At 60.5% G+C, this 15,368-nt stretch carries 14 protein-coding genes and 2 pseudogenes; 9 read left to right on the top strand and 7 right to left on the bottom strand.

The genetic code is table 11. The annotated features are described in order from the left end of the window. Positions 1–136: 136 nt before the first annotated feature. The 3 genes and pseudogenes from ftsX to ftsY form a co-directional block, all read right to left on the bottom strand. Positions 137–1,162 carry a permease-like cell division protein FtsX gene (gene ftsX / locus LT42_RS23325; protein WP_037018831.1) on the bottom strand — a complete coding sequence of 342 codons (1,026 nt, stop codon included), beginning with the start codon at positions 1,160–1,162 and terminating at the stop codon, positions 137–139. After that, the gene (gene ftsE, locus LT42_RS23320) at positions 1,159–1,830 is read right to left on the bottom strand and encodes a cell division ATP-binding protein FtsE (protein WP_037018829.1); all 672 of its coding nucleotides are present in this window, start codon (positions 1,828–1,830) and stop codon (positions 1,159–1,161) included. The genes ftsX and ftsE overlap by 4 nt, the downstream gene beginning before the upstream one ends. Continuing rightward, positions 1,827–3,116, bottom strand: a pseudogene (ftsY, locus tag LT42_RS23315) (signal recognition particle-docking protein FtsY); the annotation flags it as partial. The gene ftsE and the pseudogene ftsY, both read right to left, overlap by 4 nt. A gap of 553 nt (positions 3,117–3,669) precedes the next feature. Between ftsY and LT42_RS23310 the strand changes: the two are divergent. The 6 genes and pseudogenes from LT42_RS23310 to LT42_RS23285 all read left to right on the top strand — a co-directional run bounded on the left by LT42_RS23310 (position 3,670) and on the right by LT42_RS23285 (position 9,293). Further along, positions 3,670–5,022 (top strand): M16 family metallopeptidase, encoded by a 1,353-nt coding sequence (locus tag LT42_RS23310; RefSeq protein WP_037018825.1) that lies wholly within the window; start codon positions 3,670–3,672, stop codon positions 5,020–5,022. 116 nt (positions 5,023–5,138) lie between these two features. Continuing rightward, positions 5,139–6,515, top strand: a pseudogene (locus LT42_RS23305) (M16 family metallopeptidase); the annotation flags it as partial. After that, on the top strand, positions 6,515–7,135 hold the full coding sequence (gene rsmD / locus LT42_RS23300; RefSeq protein ID WP_037018821.1) for a 16S rRNA (guanine(966)-N(2))-methyltransferase RsmD: 621 nt from the start codon (positions 6,515–6,517) through the stop codon (positions 7,133–7,135). The pseudogene LT42_RS23305 and the gene rsmD, both read left to right, overlap by 1 nt. Further along, positions 7,122–8,141 carry a hydrolase gene (locus tag LT42_RS23295; RefSeq protein ID WP_037018819.1) on the top strand — a complete coding sequence of 340 codons (1,020 nt, stop codon included), beginning with the start codon at positions 7,122–7,124 and terminating at the stop codon, positions 8,139–8,141. Before rsmD ends, LT42_RS23295 begins: the two co-directional genes overlap by 14 nt. A 103-nt stretch (positions 8,142–8,244) precedes the next feature. Then, positions 8,245–8,973 (top strand): AzlC family ABC transporter permease, encoded by a 729-nt coding sequence (locus LT42_RS23290; RefSeq protein WP_037018817.1) that lies wholly within the window; start codon positions 8,245–8,247, stop codon positions 8,971–8,973. After that, positions 8,970–9,293, top strand: coding sequence for an AzlD domain-containing protein (locus tag LT42_RS23285; RefSeq protein ID WP_037018814.1), 324 nt, complete (start codon positions 8,970–8,972; stop codon positions 9,291–9,293). Before LT42_RS23290 ends, LT42_RS23285 begins: the two co-directional genes overlap by 4 nt. A gap of 27 nt (positions 9,294–9,320) precedes the next feature. Here LT42_RS23285 and LT42_RS23280 read toward each other — a convergent pair whose 3' ends face one another. From LT42_RS23280 to LT42_RS23270, 3 genes are all read right to left on the bottom strand, one after another. Next, entirely contained in the window at positions 9,321–10,175 is an 855-nt protein-coding gene (locus tag LT42_RS23280; RefSeq protein ID WP_037018811.1) for a sulfurtransferase, read from the bottom strand. 63 nt (positions 10,176–10,238) lie between these two features. Next, entirely contained in the window at positions 10,239–10,925 is a 687-nt protein-coding gene (locus tag LT42_RS23275; RefSeq protein ID WP_037018809.1) for a TetR/AcrR family transcriptional regulator, read from the bottom strand. 72 nt (positions 10,926–10,997) lie between these two features. Further along, positions 10,998–12,194, bottom strand: a complete 1,197-nt coding sequence (locus tag LT42_RS23270) for an MFS transporter (protein ID WP_037018807.1) — start codon at positions 12,192–12,194, stop codon at positions 10,998–11,000. 177 nt (positions 12,195–12,371) lie between these two features. On the opposite strand from LT42_RS23270, the gene coaD reads away from it, so the two are divergent. The 3 genes from coaD (at position 12,372) to ggt (ending at position 15,025) form a co-directional block, all read left to right on the top strand. Next, a complete protein-coding gene (gene coaD, locus LT42_RS23265) occupies positions 12,372–12,851 on the top strand; it encodes a pantetheine-phosphate adenylyltransferase (RefSeq protein ID WP_037018805.1) in 480 nt (159 codons plus the stop codon). 99 nt (positions 12,852–12,950) lie between these two features. Then, on the top strand, positions 12,951–13,202 hold the full coding sequence (locus tag LT42_RS23260) for a YfhL family 4Fe-4S dicluster ferredoxin (protein WP_037018802.1): 252 nt from the start codon (positions 12,951–12,953) through the stop codon (positions 13,200–13,202). Positions 13,203–13,282: 80 nt separating this feature from the next. Next, a complete protein-coding gene (ggt, locus tag LT42_RS23255; RefSeq protein ID WP_052075387.1) occupies positions 13,283–15,025 on the top strand; it encodes a gamma-glutamyltransferase in 1,743 nt (580 codons plus the stop codon). Here the strand turns inward: ggt and LT42_RS23250 are convergent. Beyond that, a complete protein-coding gene (locus LT42_RS23250) occupies positions 15,007–15,345 on the bottom strand; it encodes a hypothetical protein (RefSeq protein WP_037018799.1) in 339 nt (112 codons plus the stop codon). The genes ggt and LT42_RS23250 overlap by 19 nt on opposite strands. Between the last annotated feature and the right edge of the window lie 23 nt (positions 15,346–15,368).

Genomic DNA, 15,368 nt, shown 5'->3' with positions numbered 1-15,368 from the left:
AAAACCTCCGACACATGACTCGTGCAGTTCAGCACTGCGAAATTGACCGGGAACCGCTAGACAAGTTCCCTTAGCTGAAAAGTCAATAGGTGAAACAAAATTTACCCAGACACATGACAATTAAAACAACTCAACGTTAACGAGGTGCCAACTCTCTCAAATGGCGAGCGACCGCAATCCACGCACCGATATACCCCAAGAGCACTGCGCCTAGCAAGAGCGACAGACCATCGGATACCGGCACCCCGGCCAAGGCAAAATTACTGCCGTACAACCCGGCCAGCCTGACGACCGCTTCGTTAAGCCAGTCCAGCCCAAACGCCAATACGCCCCACGACAGCACGCCTGCGCCCAAGCCGTAAAGCGCACCCATATAAAGGAAAGGCCGGCGCACGTAGCTGTCTGTGCCGCCTACCAACTTGATGACCTCGATCTCGGTGCGACGGTTCTCAATGTGCAGACGAATGGTGTTGCCGATGACCAACAGCAGAGCCGCGACCAGCAACACGGTCAACCCAAACACAAAGCGATCGCCAAGCTTGAGGATGGCAGCCAGGCGTTCGACCCAGACCAGATCGAGCTGGGCCTGCTGGACCTTGGGCAACTCGGCCAGACGCGTACGTAATGCTTCCAGCGCAGCTTTGTCAACTTCGAGCGGGGTCACCAGCACGACGCCGGGCAACGGATTTTCAGGCAGCTCTTTAAGCGCCTCACCCAACCCTGACTGTTTCTGGAATTCGTTCAGCGCCTCGTCGCGGCTGATGTACTCGGCATCAGCCACGCCTGGCATTTCCTTGATCTGGCGGACCAGACCTTCGCCTTCACCGGGCGACGCTTCCAGCTGCAAATAAAGGGAAATCTGTGCCGCGCGCTGCCACGACCCGCCGAGACGTTCGACATTGCTCAGCAGCAACGACAAGCCCATGGGCAAGCTCAAGGCAATGGCCATGACCAGACAAGTGAAGAAGCTGCCGATGGGTTGCTTGCCCAAGCGTCGCAGGCTATCCAGCAGACTGGAGCGATGGGCTTCCACCCAAGCGTTGAACAACGCGCCGAAACTCGGGCCGTCGTCGTCATCGTGCTTCTTTTTCTTCTGCGGTGCGGGGTCCGAAGCCTTCGGTGCAACGCGCTCGGAAACCTTTGGGCTGCGAGTGGCACTCATACGCCAGCCTCCCCGTCGCCGATCAGGCGGCCACGTTGTAGCGTCAGCATGCGATGGCGCATCCGTGCGATCAGCGCCAGGTCGTGACTCGCGATCAGCACGCTGGTGCCCAATCGGTTGATATCTTCGAACACGCCCATGATCTCCGCCGCCAAACGTGGGTCGAGGTTGCCCGTTGGTTCGTCTGCCAGCAGCAAGGCCGGACGGTGAACGATGGCGCGCGCGATGCCGACGCGTTGTTGCTGGCCGGTGGACAAGTCGCCCGGGTACAGCTCGGCTTTGTCAGACAGGGCAACACGCTCAAGCGCCGAATCGACGCGCTTGACCACCTCGGTCTTGGACAAGCCAAGAATCTGCAGCGGCAACGCGACGTTGTTAAACACTGTGCGATCAAAGAGCAACTGGTGGTTCTGGAAGACGACACCAATCTGCCGGCGCAAAAACGGGATCTGCGCGGTGCTGATCTGACCCAGGTCCTGACCCGCCAGCAAGAGCTTGCCGGTGGTCGGGCGCTCCATGGCCAGCAGCAGGCGCAGCAAGGTGCTTTTGCCTGCGCCGGAGTGACCGGTCACAAACAGAAATTCGCCACGACGTACTCGAAAGCTCAGCTCGTGCAGCCCGACGTGTCCGTTCGGATAGCGTTTACCGACCTGTTCGAAACGAATCATGGGCGCTCCCGCTCGGCAAATAGGGCTTGAACGAAGGGTTCAGCTTCGAAGGTTCGCAAATCGTCGATGCCTTCACCCACGCCGATGTAGCGAATCGGCAGACCAAACTGCTTGGCCAGAGCGAAGATAACGCCGCCCTTGGCCGTACCGTCGAGCTTGGTCAGCGCAAGGCCGGTCAACTGGACAGTCTGGTTGAACTGCTTGGCCTGATTGATCGCGTTCTGGCCCGTACCGGCGTCCAGAACCAGAAGGACTTCATGGGGCGCGTCGGCGTCGAGCTTGCCGATCACACGCCGTACCTTTTTCAGCTCTTCCATCAGATTATCTTTGGTATGCAGACGACCTGCGGTGTCAGCGATCAGCACATCGATGCCTCGCGCTTTCGCGGCCTGCACGGCGTCGAAAATCACGGAAGCGGAGTCTGCACCGGTGTGCTGCGCGATGACCGGGATCTTGTTGCGCTCGCCCCACACTTGCAGCTGTTCAACGGCGGCGGCGCGGAAGGTGTCGCCTGCAGCCAGCATGACTTTCTTGCCTTCGAGCTGCAGTTTTTTCGCGAGTTTGCCGATGGTGGTGGTCTTGCCGGCACCATTCACACCGACGACCAGAATCACAAAGGGCCTGTGCGCTGAGTCGATGACCAGCGGCGCCTCGACCGGCTTCAGCATTTCAGTCAGCTCGTTTTGCAGCGATGCGTACAGCGCGTCGCTGTCGGTGAGCTGCTTGCGCGCGACCTTTTGGGTCAAGTTGCGCACGATCGCCGAGGTAGCCTCTACACCCACATCGGCAGTCAGTAGCCGGGTTTCCAGCTCATCGAGCATATCGTCGTCGATAGCTTTTTTGCCGAGGAACAGGCTCGCCATCCCTTCGCCAAGGCTGGCGCTGGTCTTGGACAAACCCTGCTTGAGCCGCGCGAAAAAGCCCGGCTGCTTGGGTTCAGCGGCTGCAGGCACTGCCGGCACCGGCGCTATCTGGGTTTCCTGGGCTGGAAACGCCGGTGCGACTACGGCTGCAGGCGTTACCGGCAAGGGCGGTATCACCGATCGCAAGTCGTTGCCGGAGACCGGGTCAGGCAATGCGACCGGCGTCGGTTCAATGGACGGGGGAACGTCAAAGGAGGTGGTGTCAACCACGGCAGGTTGCGCCGGCGCCGGACTCATCACACCAACGCCGGATTCCACGTTGGATTGGGTGTGTGCCGGGATTGCCGGTGTTACATGGGGCTCGCGCTCGTCGGTGAAGGCAACCGGCTCTTCGGCGACGGGCAGTTGAAGCCATGGCGCTTCAGTGGCCGCAGGTGCCTCACTTGCGGCAGGCACTGGTGAGGGCTGCGATACGGGCTGTGGCGCAGGTTGCGGCGCGCGCTCTACCGGGATGACCGGGGCGTCATGCTGCTCGACAACTGCCGAAACCTGCTCGGGCTCGGCTTGCGGCGCTGGCGCGGGGGCATTCTGAGGCGGCTCGGGCGTGGCTTCCTGCGGCTTTTTGCGCAGCCATCCGAACAGGCCTTTCTTCTCGCCAGCCGGGGCTGGGGTCTTCTTGTCGTCGTTGGAACCAAACATGGAGGACGGCTATCTCACGGTAACGACGCGCCAGAGCGGCGCCTCTGATAAATTCTGTATGCGAAACAGACTGCTTTTATGTCCGCTTGTTCATAGGTCGCATTGCTTCATGGCTCGTTCATTACAGAGCCGTTGTAACGACAGTCACGGCCACGTCCTACAGGGCCCGTTTACGGATCGGACGTCTTAACCGTAGTCGCGGAACAAACTGGCCGCTATCCTAACACCCCCGCGCCCGCTGACGCTAAGCAGGCCGTCTCCAAGGTTCAAATCACGAATGAATGCTCTTGCCCGCCGTGCCGCAGGCCTGCTGCTCGGCACAATCTGTTTGCCTTTAGCCGCCCTGGCTGCCGACCCACAACCCACCACCGAATTCACGCTGGATAACGGCCTGAAGGTGGTCGTGCGTGAAGATCACCGCGCCCCCGTTGTGGTGTCGCAGGTCTGGTACAAGGTCGGCTCCAGCTACGAGACGCCCGGCCAGACGGGGCTGTCCCATGCCCTGGAGCACATGATGTTCAAGGGCAGCTCCAAGGCCGGGCCGGGTGAAGCGTCGCTGATCCTGCGTGACCTGGGCGCTGAGGAGAACGCCTTCACCAGCGATGACTACACCGCGTACTACCAGGTTTTGGCACGTGACCGTCTGGCAGTAGCCTTTGAGCTGGAAGCCGACCGCATGGCCACCCTGCGCCTGCCGCCTGAGGAGTTCGCGCGGGAAATCGAGGTCATCAAAGAAGAGCGCCGCCTGCGCACCGACGACAAGCCAAACGCCAAAGCCTACGAGCGTTTCAAGGCCATCGCCTATCCTGCCAGCGGTTACCACACCCCGACCATCGGCTGGATGGCCGACCTTGACCGCATGAAGGTCGAAGAACTTCGCCACTGGTACGAATCCTGGTACGTGCCAAACAACGCCACGCTGGTAGTGGTCGGCGATGTCAAGCCCGACGAAGTGAAAGCGCTGGCCGAACGATTCTTCGGTCCTGTGCCGCGTCGCGCTGTGCCACCCTCCAAAAAGCCGCTGGAGCTCGCCGAGCCGGGCCTTCGCCAGATCACCGTGCATGTCGCCACGCAGATGCCGAGCCTCATGTACGGTTTCAACGTGCCGAGCCTGGCCACCGCCACTGACCCTCAATCGGTCAATGCCCTGCGTCTGATTTCCGCTTTGCTCGACGGCGGCTACAGCGCGCGCATCCCGACGCGGCTAGAGCGCGGCGAGGAGCTGGTCACCGGCGCCTCCTCCGATTACGACGCTTACACGCGCGGCGACAGCCTGTTCACCATCAGCGCCACACCCAATCAGCAAAAAAAGAAAACCCTGGCCGACGCAGAAGCCGGTATCTGGCGCCTGCTCGACGAATTGAAAAACAAACCGCCCACCAAAGAAGAACTTGAGCGCGTTCGGGCTCAGGTAATTGCCGCATTGGTGTACGAGCGCGATTCGATCACCAGCCAGGCGAGCACCATCGGCGAACTGGAAACGGTCGGTCTGTCCTGGAAGCTCATCGATCAGGAGCTGGCGGCGCTGCAAAGCGTGACCCCGGAAGACATCCAGAAAGCCGCACGTACCTATTTCACTCGCGAGCGCCTCGCCGTTGCGCATGTTTTGCCTGAGGAGAAAGCCCAATGACCCGGCGCAACGAGTTCAGCATTGCCCGAACGCGGGCTCGCACTCTGGTAATCGCGATTGCTTTCGGCCTGTCTGGCGCTGCGCACGTCATGGCAGACACGCCCGTCGAAGCACCGAAAGCCATCGACAAAGCCGCCAATACCCTTGAATCGCTCAAAGAGCTGGACAGCAAGGCGCCCGCCCGGCGCTCGCTGAATATTCAGTCGTGGAATACGGCCGAGGGCGCGCGGGTACTGTTTGTCGAGGCCCATGAGCTGCCGATGTTCGACATGCGTCTGTTGTTTGCCGCAGGCAGCAGCCAGGACGGCGCCACGCCGGGCATCGCTCTCGTCACCAACGCGATGCTCAACGAAGGGGTCAAAGGCAAAAATGTCAGCGCGATTGCTGAAGGTTTTGAAGGACTGGGCGCTGACTTTGGCAACGGCTCCTACCGCGACATGGCGATTGCCTCACTGCGCAGCCTGAGCGCGGCAGACAAACGCGAGCCGGCTTTGAAACTGTTCGCGGACGTCGTCGGCAAACCTACCTTTCCGGCGGACTCGCTCGCACGAATCAAAAACCAGTTATTGGCCAGCTTCGAATATCAAAAGCAAAACCCGGGCAAACTCGCGGGCGATGAGCTGTTCAAGCGGTTGTACGGCGATCATCCCTACGCACACCCGAGCATGGGGACTGCCAAGAGCATTGCGCCTCTGACGCTGGCTCAGCTGAAAGCCTTCCACGCCAAGGCTTACACCGCCGGCAATGCTGTCATTGCATTGGTGGGTGACCTGAACCGCACAGAAGCCGAAGCGGTCGCAGCCCAGGTGTCTGCCGCGCTGCCGAAAGGTCCGGCGCTGGCTAAAACCGTTGCGCCGACCGAACCCAAGGCTGGTGAAACGCATATCGAGTTTCCGTCCAAGCAGACGCACTTGATGCTGGCTGAACTGGGGATCACCCGAGCCGATCCCGATTACGCAGCGTTGTCGCTGGGCAACTCGATCCTCGGCGGTGGTGGCTTCGGCAGCCGCCTGATGACCGAAGTGCGGGAGAAGCGTGGCCTGACATACGGCGTATCGTCAGGCTTCACGCCGATGCAGGCGCAGGGTCCGTTCATGATCAGCCTGCAGACCCGCGCCGAACTGAGCGAAAACACCCTCAAGCTGGTCAAGGACATTACCCGTGACTTCCTTGCCAACGGCCCAACGCAAAAAGAACTGGACGACGCCAAGCGCGAACTGGCGGGCAGTTTTCCGTTGGCGACCGCAAGCAATGCGGCCATCGTCGGCCAACTGGGCGCCGTGGGTTTCTATAACTTGCCGCTGACCTACCTCGAAGATTTCATGACGCAGTCCCAGGACATCACGGTCGAACAGATCAAGACCGTAATGAACAAGCATCTGGACGCTGACAAGCTGGTGATCGTGACCGCAGGGCCGACTGTCCCGCAGAAGCCGCTGCCGCCCCCTACTGACAAACCTGCCGAGCAACCGCTTGGCGTTCCGGAGCACTGATGACCTCGACTTCCAAGCCGCCGCGTATTCACAAAGGGCACAAAATCCACACGGGCCTGGGCCAACTGCGAATCATCGGCGGCGAATGGCGCAGTCGGCGTCTGAGTTTCCCCGACGCGCCCGGTTTGCGCCCAACCCCGGATCGCGTGCGTGAAACCCTGTTCAACTGGCTGGCGCCGTACATCGAAGGCGCACGCGTCCTCGATCCGTTCGCCGGCAGCGGCGCGCTGTACCTTGAAGCCTTGTCGCGCGGCGCCAGCATGGGCCTGGCGCTGGACACCAACTCGATGGCGATCTCAAGTCTTCGCGAGCACCTCGGCACGCTGCGCTGCACGGTTGGCAAAACCGCGACCGGCGATGCCCTGCGCCATCTGGAAACGCAGCCCGCCGAGCAATTCGACGTGGTCTTTCTTGACCCTCCTTTCCACCAGGACCTGCTGATGCCAGCGTGTACGTTGCTGGAAGATCGCAATTGGCTGGCCGACAACGCGTGGATCTACACCGAAAGCGAAACCGCGCCCTCCAGCCTGGGAATGCCGGCCAACTGGCGGCTGCACCGCGAGAAGAAAGCCGGGCAGGTGCATTACGCGCTGTGGGAGCGAAGTGTTGCCGCAAGCTGATCCAGCCAGGTTTGTACCGGCTTTCGGGCTGGGCAATCCGCATTTGCAAACCCTGTGGGGACCGCTCTGGCGCAAGACCACCCACCTTGACCGCAGGCGCGAGCGTATGTGGCTGCAAGACGGGGATTTTCTGGACATGGACTGGCACGGTCCCCACGACGCCACTGTGCCGGTTGTACTGGTGTTGCACGGCCTGACCGGCTCATCCAACTCCCCGTATGTCGCCGGGCTGCAGCACGCCATGCAAAAGCAGGGTTGGGCAAGCGTGGCGCTTAACTGGCGCGGCTGCTCCGGGGAGCCGAACCTTCTACCTCGCAGTTATCACTCCGGCGCCAGCGAAGACCTCGCTGCCGTGATTGACCATTTACGTACGGCCAGACCGCTGGCACCGCTCTACGCCGTCGGTTACTCCCTGGGTGGCAATATCTTGCTAAAACACCTCGGAGAGACCGGGCTCGACAGCCATTTGCAAGGCGCCGTCGCGGTCTCTGTGCCATTTCGTCTGGACGAGTGCGCAGACCGGATCGGGCTGGGGTTCTCCAGGGTGTACCAGCGTCATTTCATGCGCGAAATGGTCGGGTACATCAAGGACAAGCAACGCCGCTTCCAGCACGAAGGGCTGAGCGACGGCCTGGCGGAGCTGGCAGCCCTGGGTTCGCTGAAAGACATGCGCACCTTCTGGGATTTTGACGGACGAGTGACCGCGCCGCTCAATGGGTTCCTGGATGCGCAGGACTACTACAAGCGCGCCTCCAGCCGCTACTTCCTCGGCGCTATCCGGACACCCACTCTGTTGATCCAGTCGCTGGATGATCCGTTTGTGTTCAAGCACAGCTTGCCGGAGCTTTCGGAGTTGTCCCACTGCACCGAGTTCGACCTGCAGAAAAAGGGCGGCCATGTTGGCTTCGTCGGCGGCACGATCAAAACGCCCACTTATTACCTGGAACAGCGCATCCCTGCATGGCTAAACGCTGCACACGGCGCGCAACCGGCGCCGCAGCTCTGAGTCATTGAGCCACTGCGAATAGTGTTGCCGAGCGCAGACCTGCACGATCGTTCAAGACACCCAAGCGCCACGCACTTAACATCGGGGCATAAGGAGAACAATCATGTCCCGACATCACCTGTTCATGCGCGGCGTACGTGACAGCGTACCCATGCTCGTTGGCATCGCGCCATTTGGCGTTATCTTCGGCACCCTGGCCGGCGTGGGCGGGTTGTCGCTGTGGCAAGCGGTCGGGATGTCGATGTTCGTCTACGCCGGATCGGCACAGTTCGTCGTCATCAGCCTGATGGGCGCCGGGGCCGGTGCAGTGGTGATTCTGCTGACGACGCTGGTGGTCAACCTGCGGCATGTGTTGTACAGCGCCACCTTGCAGCCCCATGTCCAGGCTTTACCACAGCGTTGGCGGTTGCTGCTGGCGTTCTGGCTGACCGATGAAACCTTCGCCATCGTGCAACGCCATTATCTGGTCCACGGCCGTACGCCATTGGCGCATTGGTACTGGTTGGGTGTGGCGAGCCCGCTGTATGCCTGCTGGGTGGGCAGCTCGTTGGTGGGCGTGCTATTCGGTCAAGCCTTCCCGAACATGGCGAGCTGGGGCCTTGAGTTCGCCATGCTCGCAACTTTCATCGGCATCGTGGTGCCCCTGCTGCGCAACCAACCTCAGATTGCCGCTGCTCTGGCTGCCGGCGTGGTTGCGCTGCTGACGTGGTCATGGCCGTACAAATTGGGGCTCATGGCCGCGGCATTCAGCGGTATCGCAGCGGGGGTATTCATGGAGAAACGAACAAAGCCGATGCTGGGTGACGCGGCGTCGAAAGAGGCACGCCCATGACGTACTGGTGGCTGATTCTGGGCATGGCGGCCATTACTTTTCTGATGCGCTACAGCCTGTTCGCCTGGCCAAACCTGCGCTTCCCTCCACTCGTGCGCCAAGGGCTGCACTACGTCCCCACTGCGGTGCTGACAGCCATCGTGATCCCCGGCATGTTGCTGCCGGATGGCGAGCACTGGCAGCTTTCCCTGACCAACGCTTATTTGCTGGCGGGGGTGGTCGCGATCGGGATCGCAGCGCTGAGCCGCAACCTTCTGGCCACCATCGGTGGCGGCTTGCTTGTGTTCTTTTTGCTGCGCTGGGCGATGGGGCAGACTTAGCCAGTGTTCGCCTGCCCGACCGCGAGCTCAGTCACCCGTGGCGATCTCGCGCTGCGGGTCATTGATCCACTCGCTCCAGGACCCCGCATAAAGCGCGCCCAGCGGGTACCCGGCGAGGCATAGCGCAAACAGGTTGTGGCACGCTGTCACGCCGGAACCGCAATAAGCGACCAGTTGCTCTGCCGACCGACTTTCAAGCAGTTCGGCGAACCGCTCCTTGAGTTGGTCTGCCGACAGAAAGCGGCCATCCGGCCCAAGGTTATCGGTGAAGGCCGCACATTGAGCGCCAGGAATATGCCCGGCTACCGGGTCAATCGGCTCCACCTCACCCCGAAAGCGCGCACGTGCACGGGCATCGATCAACGTCATGGCAGGGTCGCCCAGGCGGCCGTGTACCTCCTCCGCCGTCAACACCATTGAGTCATCCGGCGCGCCTTCGAATGTGCCCTGAAGATGCTGTGGCGGGTCGAGGCTGAGCGGCAAGCCCGCCGCATGCCAGGCCTTGAGTCCGCCGTCGAGTACGTACACGCCTTCGCGCTTGCCCAGCCATGCCAGCAGCCACCATGCCCGTGCGGCGTAAGCCCCCGGACCATCGTCGTACAGCACGATGTCGCTCTGATTGTTCACGCCCCAGAACCGCAAGCGCTCGATCAACGTCTGCGGGTCCGGCAGCGGGTGGCGACCGGTGATGCCTTTGCTGACTGCCCCGCTAAGGTCATTGAGCAGGTCAGCGAAAGACGATCCCTCAATGTGGCCCTCTGCGTAGCTGCGCTGGCCGTAGTCCAAATCATCCAGTGACGAACGACAATCCAGGATCACAAGCCCGGGTTGCGTCAGGCGTTCCGCCAACTGTTGAGGGCTGATAAGTTGCGCGATGGACATAACGGGCTCCTGCAGGCAGTAAAAGGTGCGATATGACAGTCGATTCCGAGACGGTGGCCGGGTTCAGCCGGGATTCTCCAGCGCCTTGGCCAATGGCACGTAAAACTCCGCGCACAGGGCATGCACGGCTTCCCGGGCCTGAGGCGTGACGTACGCCAGTTCCAGCATCAACACCTGGTAGACACCGCGACGATTGGCCTCCTCGTTCAGGTGAGTGGGGTTTTCCCGCGTCGTGCTCAAAAAACGCACCCATGACGTCAGGATAATCCACGCATTGAGCGTGAGAGATTCGATCTGGACCTTGTCCATGTCGAGAATACGGGCGTCGACAAAGCCGCTGTAAATCGACATCGCCTTGATCAGGCAGTGCTGGGAAAAGCGCCGGTAACGCACCGCCAGCTCTGCATCGGCTTCGAGCAAATGCTCAAGATCACGGTGTAGAAAACGGTAGCGCCACATGCTGTCCAGAATCGCCATGAGGTAATGACGCTTGTCTTCGACGTTTGGTAAACGGCCCTTGGGCGGGTGCAGAAAGCTGTCGACCAGTGTTGCGTATTCGGTGAACAACTCGGCGATGATCGCTTGCTTGTTGGGGAAGTGGTAATAAAGATTCCCGGAAGAAATCTCCATGTGCGCGGCAATGTGATTGGTGCTGACGCTGCGCTCGCCCTGCTGATTGAACAGCTCAAGGCTGCTGTGGACGATGCGTTCTCGGGTCTTGATGCGTACGGTTTTGATGCGCGGCGCCATGTTCAACTCGAACGTCGAAACGTAACAGGATTGTGCCGGATCTTAACGCAAGCGTCGGACCGGTTGCAGACTTCATCGCTCCACGGCAGTCGCGAGCCTGAATTTGACCACCGTCGCAACCCCCACGCCGAGCAAGCCAGCCGCCAGCGTATTGACCAATATCACCCCGCGCAGCCCGATGGGCGCCGTAAAAGCCCCGACCAGCAGCCCGGCCAGTGGCTGCGAAAGGTTGTTCAACAGCGTGATGACGCCAACCGTCTTGCCGAAGTCGCGGGCCGGGATGATCCGCTGGCGGATGCTGCGCATGTACACGTTGAACATTTTGTCGAAGCCCACGATCAGCAGGAACCCCACAACGTAAACCTCGGAACATGCGCTGGTGGCGGTGATAAACGCGCCCAGCAACAAGGCAATGTAGGACATCGAACCGAGTAGTTTCAGCGACAGGCTGACCCGGGCGAGGAGGTACAAAATAGCGATCGTCAACAACGCACCGGTCGCTTGCAGGCCTGCGTAGAAGTCCTTGGTTTCGCCGAATGAGCCAATCACCATCGCTGCCGAACTGGCCAGAGTGACACCCACGATCAGGTTGACCCCGACGGCCAGCACGATGATTTTCTTCAACTCCGCCAGCCGGAAGATGTGCCCAAAGGCAACTTTTAGTGGCTGCGTCCAGCGCCCCGGGTGCTGCTCAAAGCGTTGGAGGGTGACCTCGCTTTTGTATTGCCAGACTCGCATCGTCAGATCCGCTGCGACGAAAACCAGCGCAACACCTAGAACCACGCCCCACCAAGGGATCACTTCCAGCGCCAGCGCCGCCAACACGGGGCCGAGCACTAGCCCGGTCTGGTCGGCGATCTGGGAGTACGAGAGCGTCTTGCCATAGTGATAATCCGGGAAAATATGAGGCATCACCACCTCCCTGGCCATGATGCCCTGGGTAGTCAGAATGCCGCAGACCGCCGACAGCAGGATCAACCAGTAAATCCCGCCGAATGCTCCATACAGAGCCATCGCGACCAGGCAAATCACAGCCCTGTAGAGCTGGCTGATCTGCAGCAACCGAATGGGTGGGTACTTATCGCAAAGCACCCCGCATACAGGGAATGCAAGAAAGCGCGGCAGGGTTTCGGCAAAGAACGCCAGACCCGCCAGGGACGCGCTTTGCGTGGTCTGAAAAACGACCAGCGGCACCAGAAACAGCAGAACCTGATCCGCGAGACGGGAGAAAAAAAGGGATAGGAAAAACGCCAGATAATCCGTGCGCATTGAGACTCCGTGTCAGGTGCCGTGGGGCGGCGACGATGCTTGTCCGGACAGTCTGCCGCGCAGCTGTGCGCCAGCGCAAGGAGGCGAAATGCATCACAGCGCTTGCTCCCCGTCTTGGCCGTCTCAGCCCGCTGCGATACCATCCAGTCCCCAACGAACTCCGACCAGGACGACGCGATGAACCGAGTGTTGTACCCAGGCACCTTTGACCCGATCACCAAGGGTCACGGCGATCTGGTCGAGCGCGCCTCGCGCCTGTTCGATCAAGTAGTGATCGCCGTTGCCGCAAGCCCCAAGAAAAACCCACTGTTCCCGCTGGAGCAACGTGTGGCGCTCGCCCGCGAAGCGACCAAACACTTGCCCAATGTCGAGGTGGTCGGCTTTTCGACGCTGCTGGCGCACTTCGCCCAGGAGCAAAACGCCAACATTCTGCTGCGTGGCTTGAGGGCGGTTTCGGATTTCGAGTACGAATTCCAGCTGGCCAACATGAACAAGCAATTGGCCCCGGACGTCGAAAGTCTTTTTCTCACGCCGTCCGAACGCTACTCGTTCATTTCATCTACGCTGGTCAGGGAAATCGCAGCACTGGGCGGGGATATCACCAAGTTCGTACATCCTGCCGTGGCCCAGGCGCTGAGCGAACGCTTCAAAGGCTGAGGCCTTGCGTCGAGTCATGGTGCATACCGAGCGCTAATGCGGCACAATTCGCCGCATTCGTTTTGATATGCCCCGGTGTCGACCGAGGCAGGAGTATCCATGTCCCTGATCATCACCGACGATTGCATCAATTGCGACGTCTGCGAACCCGAGTGCCCGAACGAAGCGATTTCACAGGGCGAAGATATCTACGTGATCAACCCCAACCTGTGCACCGAGTGCGTAGGTCACTATGACGAACCACAGTGCCAGCAAGTCTGCCCTGTGGATTGCATCCCGCTGGATGAAAACCACGTGGAAAGCAAAGACCAGCTCATGGCCAAGTACAACTTGATTACCAGCAAGGCATAACCCGGACGCATTCCCTGTCGGCATACGTGCTTTCGCCGAAGACACTGGCCTAAACCGCCTGTTGATTGAGCGAGAGACGCATGATTTCAATGCTGGAACGGATACCTGCTTTGTCAGGCGCAGCGGTTTTGCTGTGCGTTTTTTCGGCTCACGCCAGCCCTGATCGTCCAGATCAGGCCGCCATCGCCAGCCCGCACCCTATCGCAACGGCCGCTGGCCAGGAAATCCTGGTCGACGGCGGCAATGCGTTCGATGCGGCTATCGCCATCAGCGCCACACTGGCTGTCGTCGAGCCTTATGGTTCAGGGCTCGGCGGTGGCGGGTTTTTCTTGCTGCGTCAATCGGGTGAGCCCGTCCAGTATCAATTTCTGGATGCTCGCGAAAAAGCCCCGCTCAAGTCCAAACCAAAGATGTTTCATCGCAAGGGGATCGTGCAGCCGGACCTTTCCCTGAATGGCCCTCTGGCGGCCGCTATTCCAGGCCTGCCCGCCGCGCTGGTCGAGCTTGCCGAACGCTACGGTCGCTTACCGCTTTCGATTTCACTGGCCCCGGCGATCCGTGTGGCTTATCGCGGCTTCAAGGTGGACAGCGTTTATCGAGAGCGCGCCAATTGGCGATTGTTTGCACTGCGCAATAACAAGGAAAGCGCGCGTCTGTTCCTGCGTAACAACGAGGTGCCGAATCTGGGCGAGGTCATCACCCAACCGGAGCTGGCGCAGACCCTTGAGCGCCTCGGTGATAAAGGCCGGGCAGGATTTTACAGCGGGTTGGTGGCTCAGGCGCTGGTCAGCGGGGTGCGACGCGCCGGCGGCATCTGGAACTACCACGACTTCGAAGAGTACGAGGTTGTCACTCGTGCGCCCCTGCGTTTTCAGATGGCCGATCAACGCGAACTGATCAGCGCACCTCCGCCCTCCGCCGGTGGAATTGCACTGGCGCAAAGCCTGTCCATGCTGCAGCAATTGCCGTGGCGTGAGTCGCAAAACATCCAGCGTGCTCACTATGTCATCGAGGCGCTGCGCCGCGCGTACCGTGACCGCGTGCTGCTGGGTGATCCGGACTTCGTGCCCAACCCGGTGGCTCAGGTCCTCGCCACCGATTATCTACTGCAATTGACCACCAGTATCGACCCGCACCGTGCCACGCCCAATAACATACTGCCGCCAGCGCCCCGCTGGCGTGAAGGCGAGAACACCAGCCATTTCGCCGTCCTTGATACGGAGGGCAATGCGGTGACCGCAACACTTTCGCTCAACCTGCCGTTTGGATCGGCCTTCACCGTGCCCGGCACGGGGGTCATTTTGAACGATGAAATGGACGATTTCGCCATTGATCCCAAAGGCCAGGGCGGCGCAGCGTTCACCAGTATTCACCCCAATGCCCTCGAGCCCGGCAAACGACCTCTGTCGAGCATGAGCCCAAGCTTCATCGAAAGTCCTCGCAGCCTTGCGGCATTCGGCACGCCCGGTGGCAGTCGTATTCCCAGCATGGTTTTGCTGTCGATGCTGAAATATCTCGACGATCAACCGATCAGCAGCTGGACCTCAACGCCGCGATATCACCATCAGTACACGCCGGATGTGGTGGAATACGAGCCGGGAACATTTACCGAGCAAGAGCTGATCGACCTGCGTGAGCGCGGCTATGCCCTCAAGGAAACAGCCCGGGATTTCGGCAATCAGCAGGTGCTGATGTGGCACAAAAACAACGCCCGGGTCGAAGCGGCCAGTGACCCTCGCGGCATCGGCGTCTCAACCACTTTCAAACCCGATGCTGCGCTGAAGATGATGCGCAGCTGCGCTGATCAGTCCTGTTTGCCGTAACCATCACCCGTGCAGCCAAGGCAGCGGACGAAAGCTGCTTTGCCCGGATCGACAACCAGCGCCTTGCCGGTGCGACCGATGTTGCCTCCAGCGGCAGTAAAGGGCAGTGCAACCACGAACAGACCGGCGCCGATCACGGTTGCAACGATCAGGATCGGACGAGCAATGAGAAGGTCACCGATCATTGCGTAAGCGGGTGGATTCTGGATTTCGTAGACAGGATCGCCACTGCCGGCCCCGTCGATCTGGGCCAGCGCGGGCGTCATTTGCAGGCCGAAAAGCAGCGCCAGCGTGGCAGCAAGAATGCGAAACGGGCTCATGGCGTGGTCCTTCAGGCTAAAGC

Origin of the sequence: Pseudomonas lutea, assembly GCF_000759445.1 — a bacterium.
Classification (GTDB): Bacteria; Pseudomonadota; Gammaproteobacteria; order Pseudomonadales; family Pseudomonadaceae; genus Aquipseudomonas; species Aquipseudomonas lutea.
This window is presented reverse-complemented; position numbering and strand designations above follow the sequence as displayed.

Excerpts from the sequence above, each read along its gene's own strand:
- LT42_RS23275 (WP_037018809.1), bottom strand. The coding sequence starts at position 10,925 with ATGGCGCCGCGCATCAAAACCGTACGCATCAAGACCCGAGAACGCATC.
- rsmD (WP_037018821.1), top strand. The coding sequence starts at position 6,515 with ATGACCTCGACTTCCAAGCCGCCGCGTATTCACAAAGGGCACAAAATC.
- coaD (WP_037018805.1), top strand. The coding sequence starts at position 12,372 with ATGAACCGAGTGTTGTACCCAGGCACCTTTGACCCGATCACCAAGGGT.
- LT42_RS23310 (WP_037018825.1), top strand. The coding sequence starts at position 3,670 with ATGAATGCTCTTGCCCGCCGTGCCGCAGGCCTGCTGCTCGGCACAATC.
- LT42_RS23280 (WP_037018811.1), bottom strand. The coding sequence starts at position 10,175 with ATGTCCATCGCGCAACTTATCAGCCCTCAACAGTTGGCGGAACGCCTG.
- ggt (WP_052075387.1), top strand. The coding sequence starts at position 13,283 with ATGATTTCAATGCTGGAACGGATACCTGCTTTGTCAGGCGCAGCGGTT.
- LT42_RS23285 (WP_037018814.1), top strand. The coding sequence starts at position 8,970 with ATGACGTACTGGTGGCTGATTCTGGGCATGGCGGCCATTACTTTTCTG.
- ftsX (WP_037018831.1), bottom strand. The coding sequence starts at position 1,162 with ATGAGTGCCACTCGCAGCCCAAAGGTTTCCGAGCGCGTTGCACCGAAG.
- LT42_RS23270 (WP_037018807.1), bottom strand. The coding sequence starts at position 12,194 with ATGCGCACGGATTATCTGGCGTTTTTCCTATCCCTTTTTTTCTCCCGT.
- LT42_RS23290 (WP_037018817.1), top strand. The coding sequence starts at position 8,245 with ATGTCCCGACATCACCTGTTCATGCGCGGCGTACGTGACAGCGTACCC.
- ftsE (WP_037018829.1), bottom strand. The coding sequence starts at position 1,830 with ATGATTCGTTTCGAACAGGTCGGTAAACGCTATCCGAACGGACACGTC.
- LT42_RS23260 (WP_037018802.1), top strand. The coding sequence starts at position 12,951 with ATGTCCCTGATCATCACCGACGATTGCATCAATTGCGACGTCTGCGAA.
- LT42_RS23250 (WP_037018799.1), bottom strand. The coding sequence starts at position 15,345 with ATGAGCCCGTTTCGCATTCTTGCTGCCACGCTGGCGCTGCTTTTCGGC.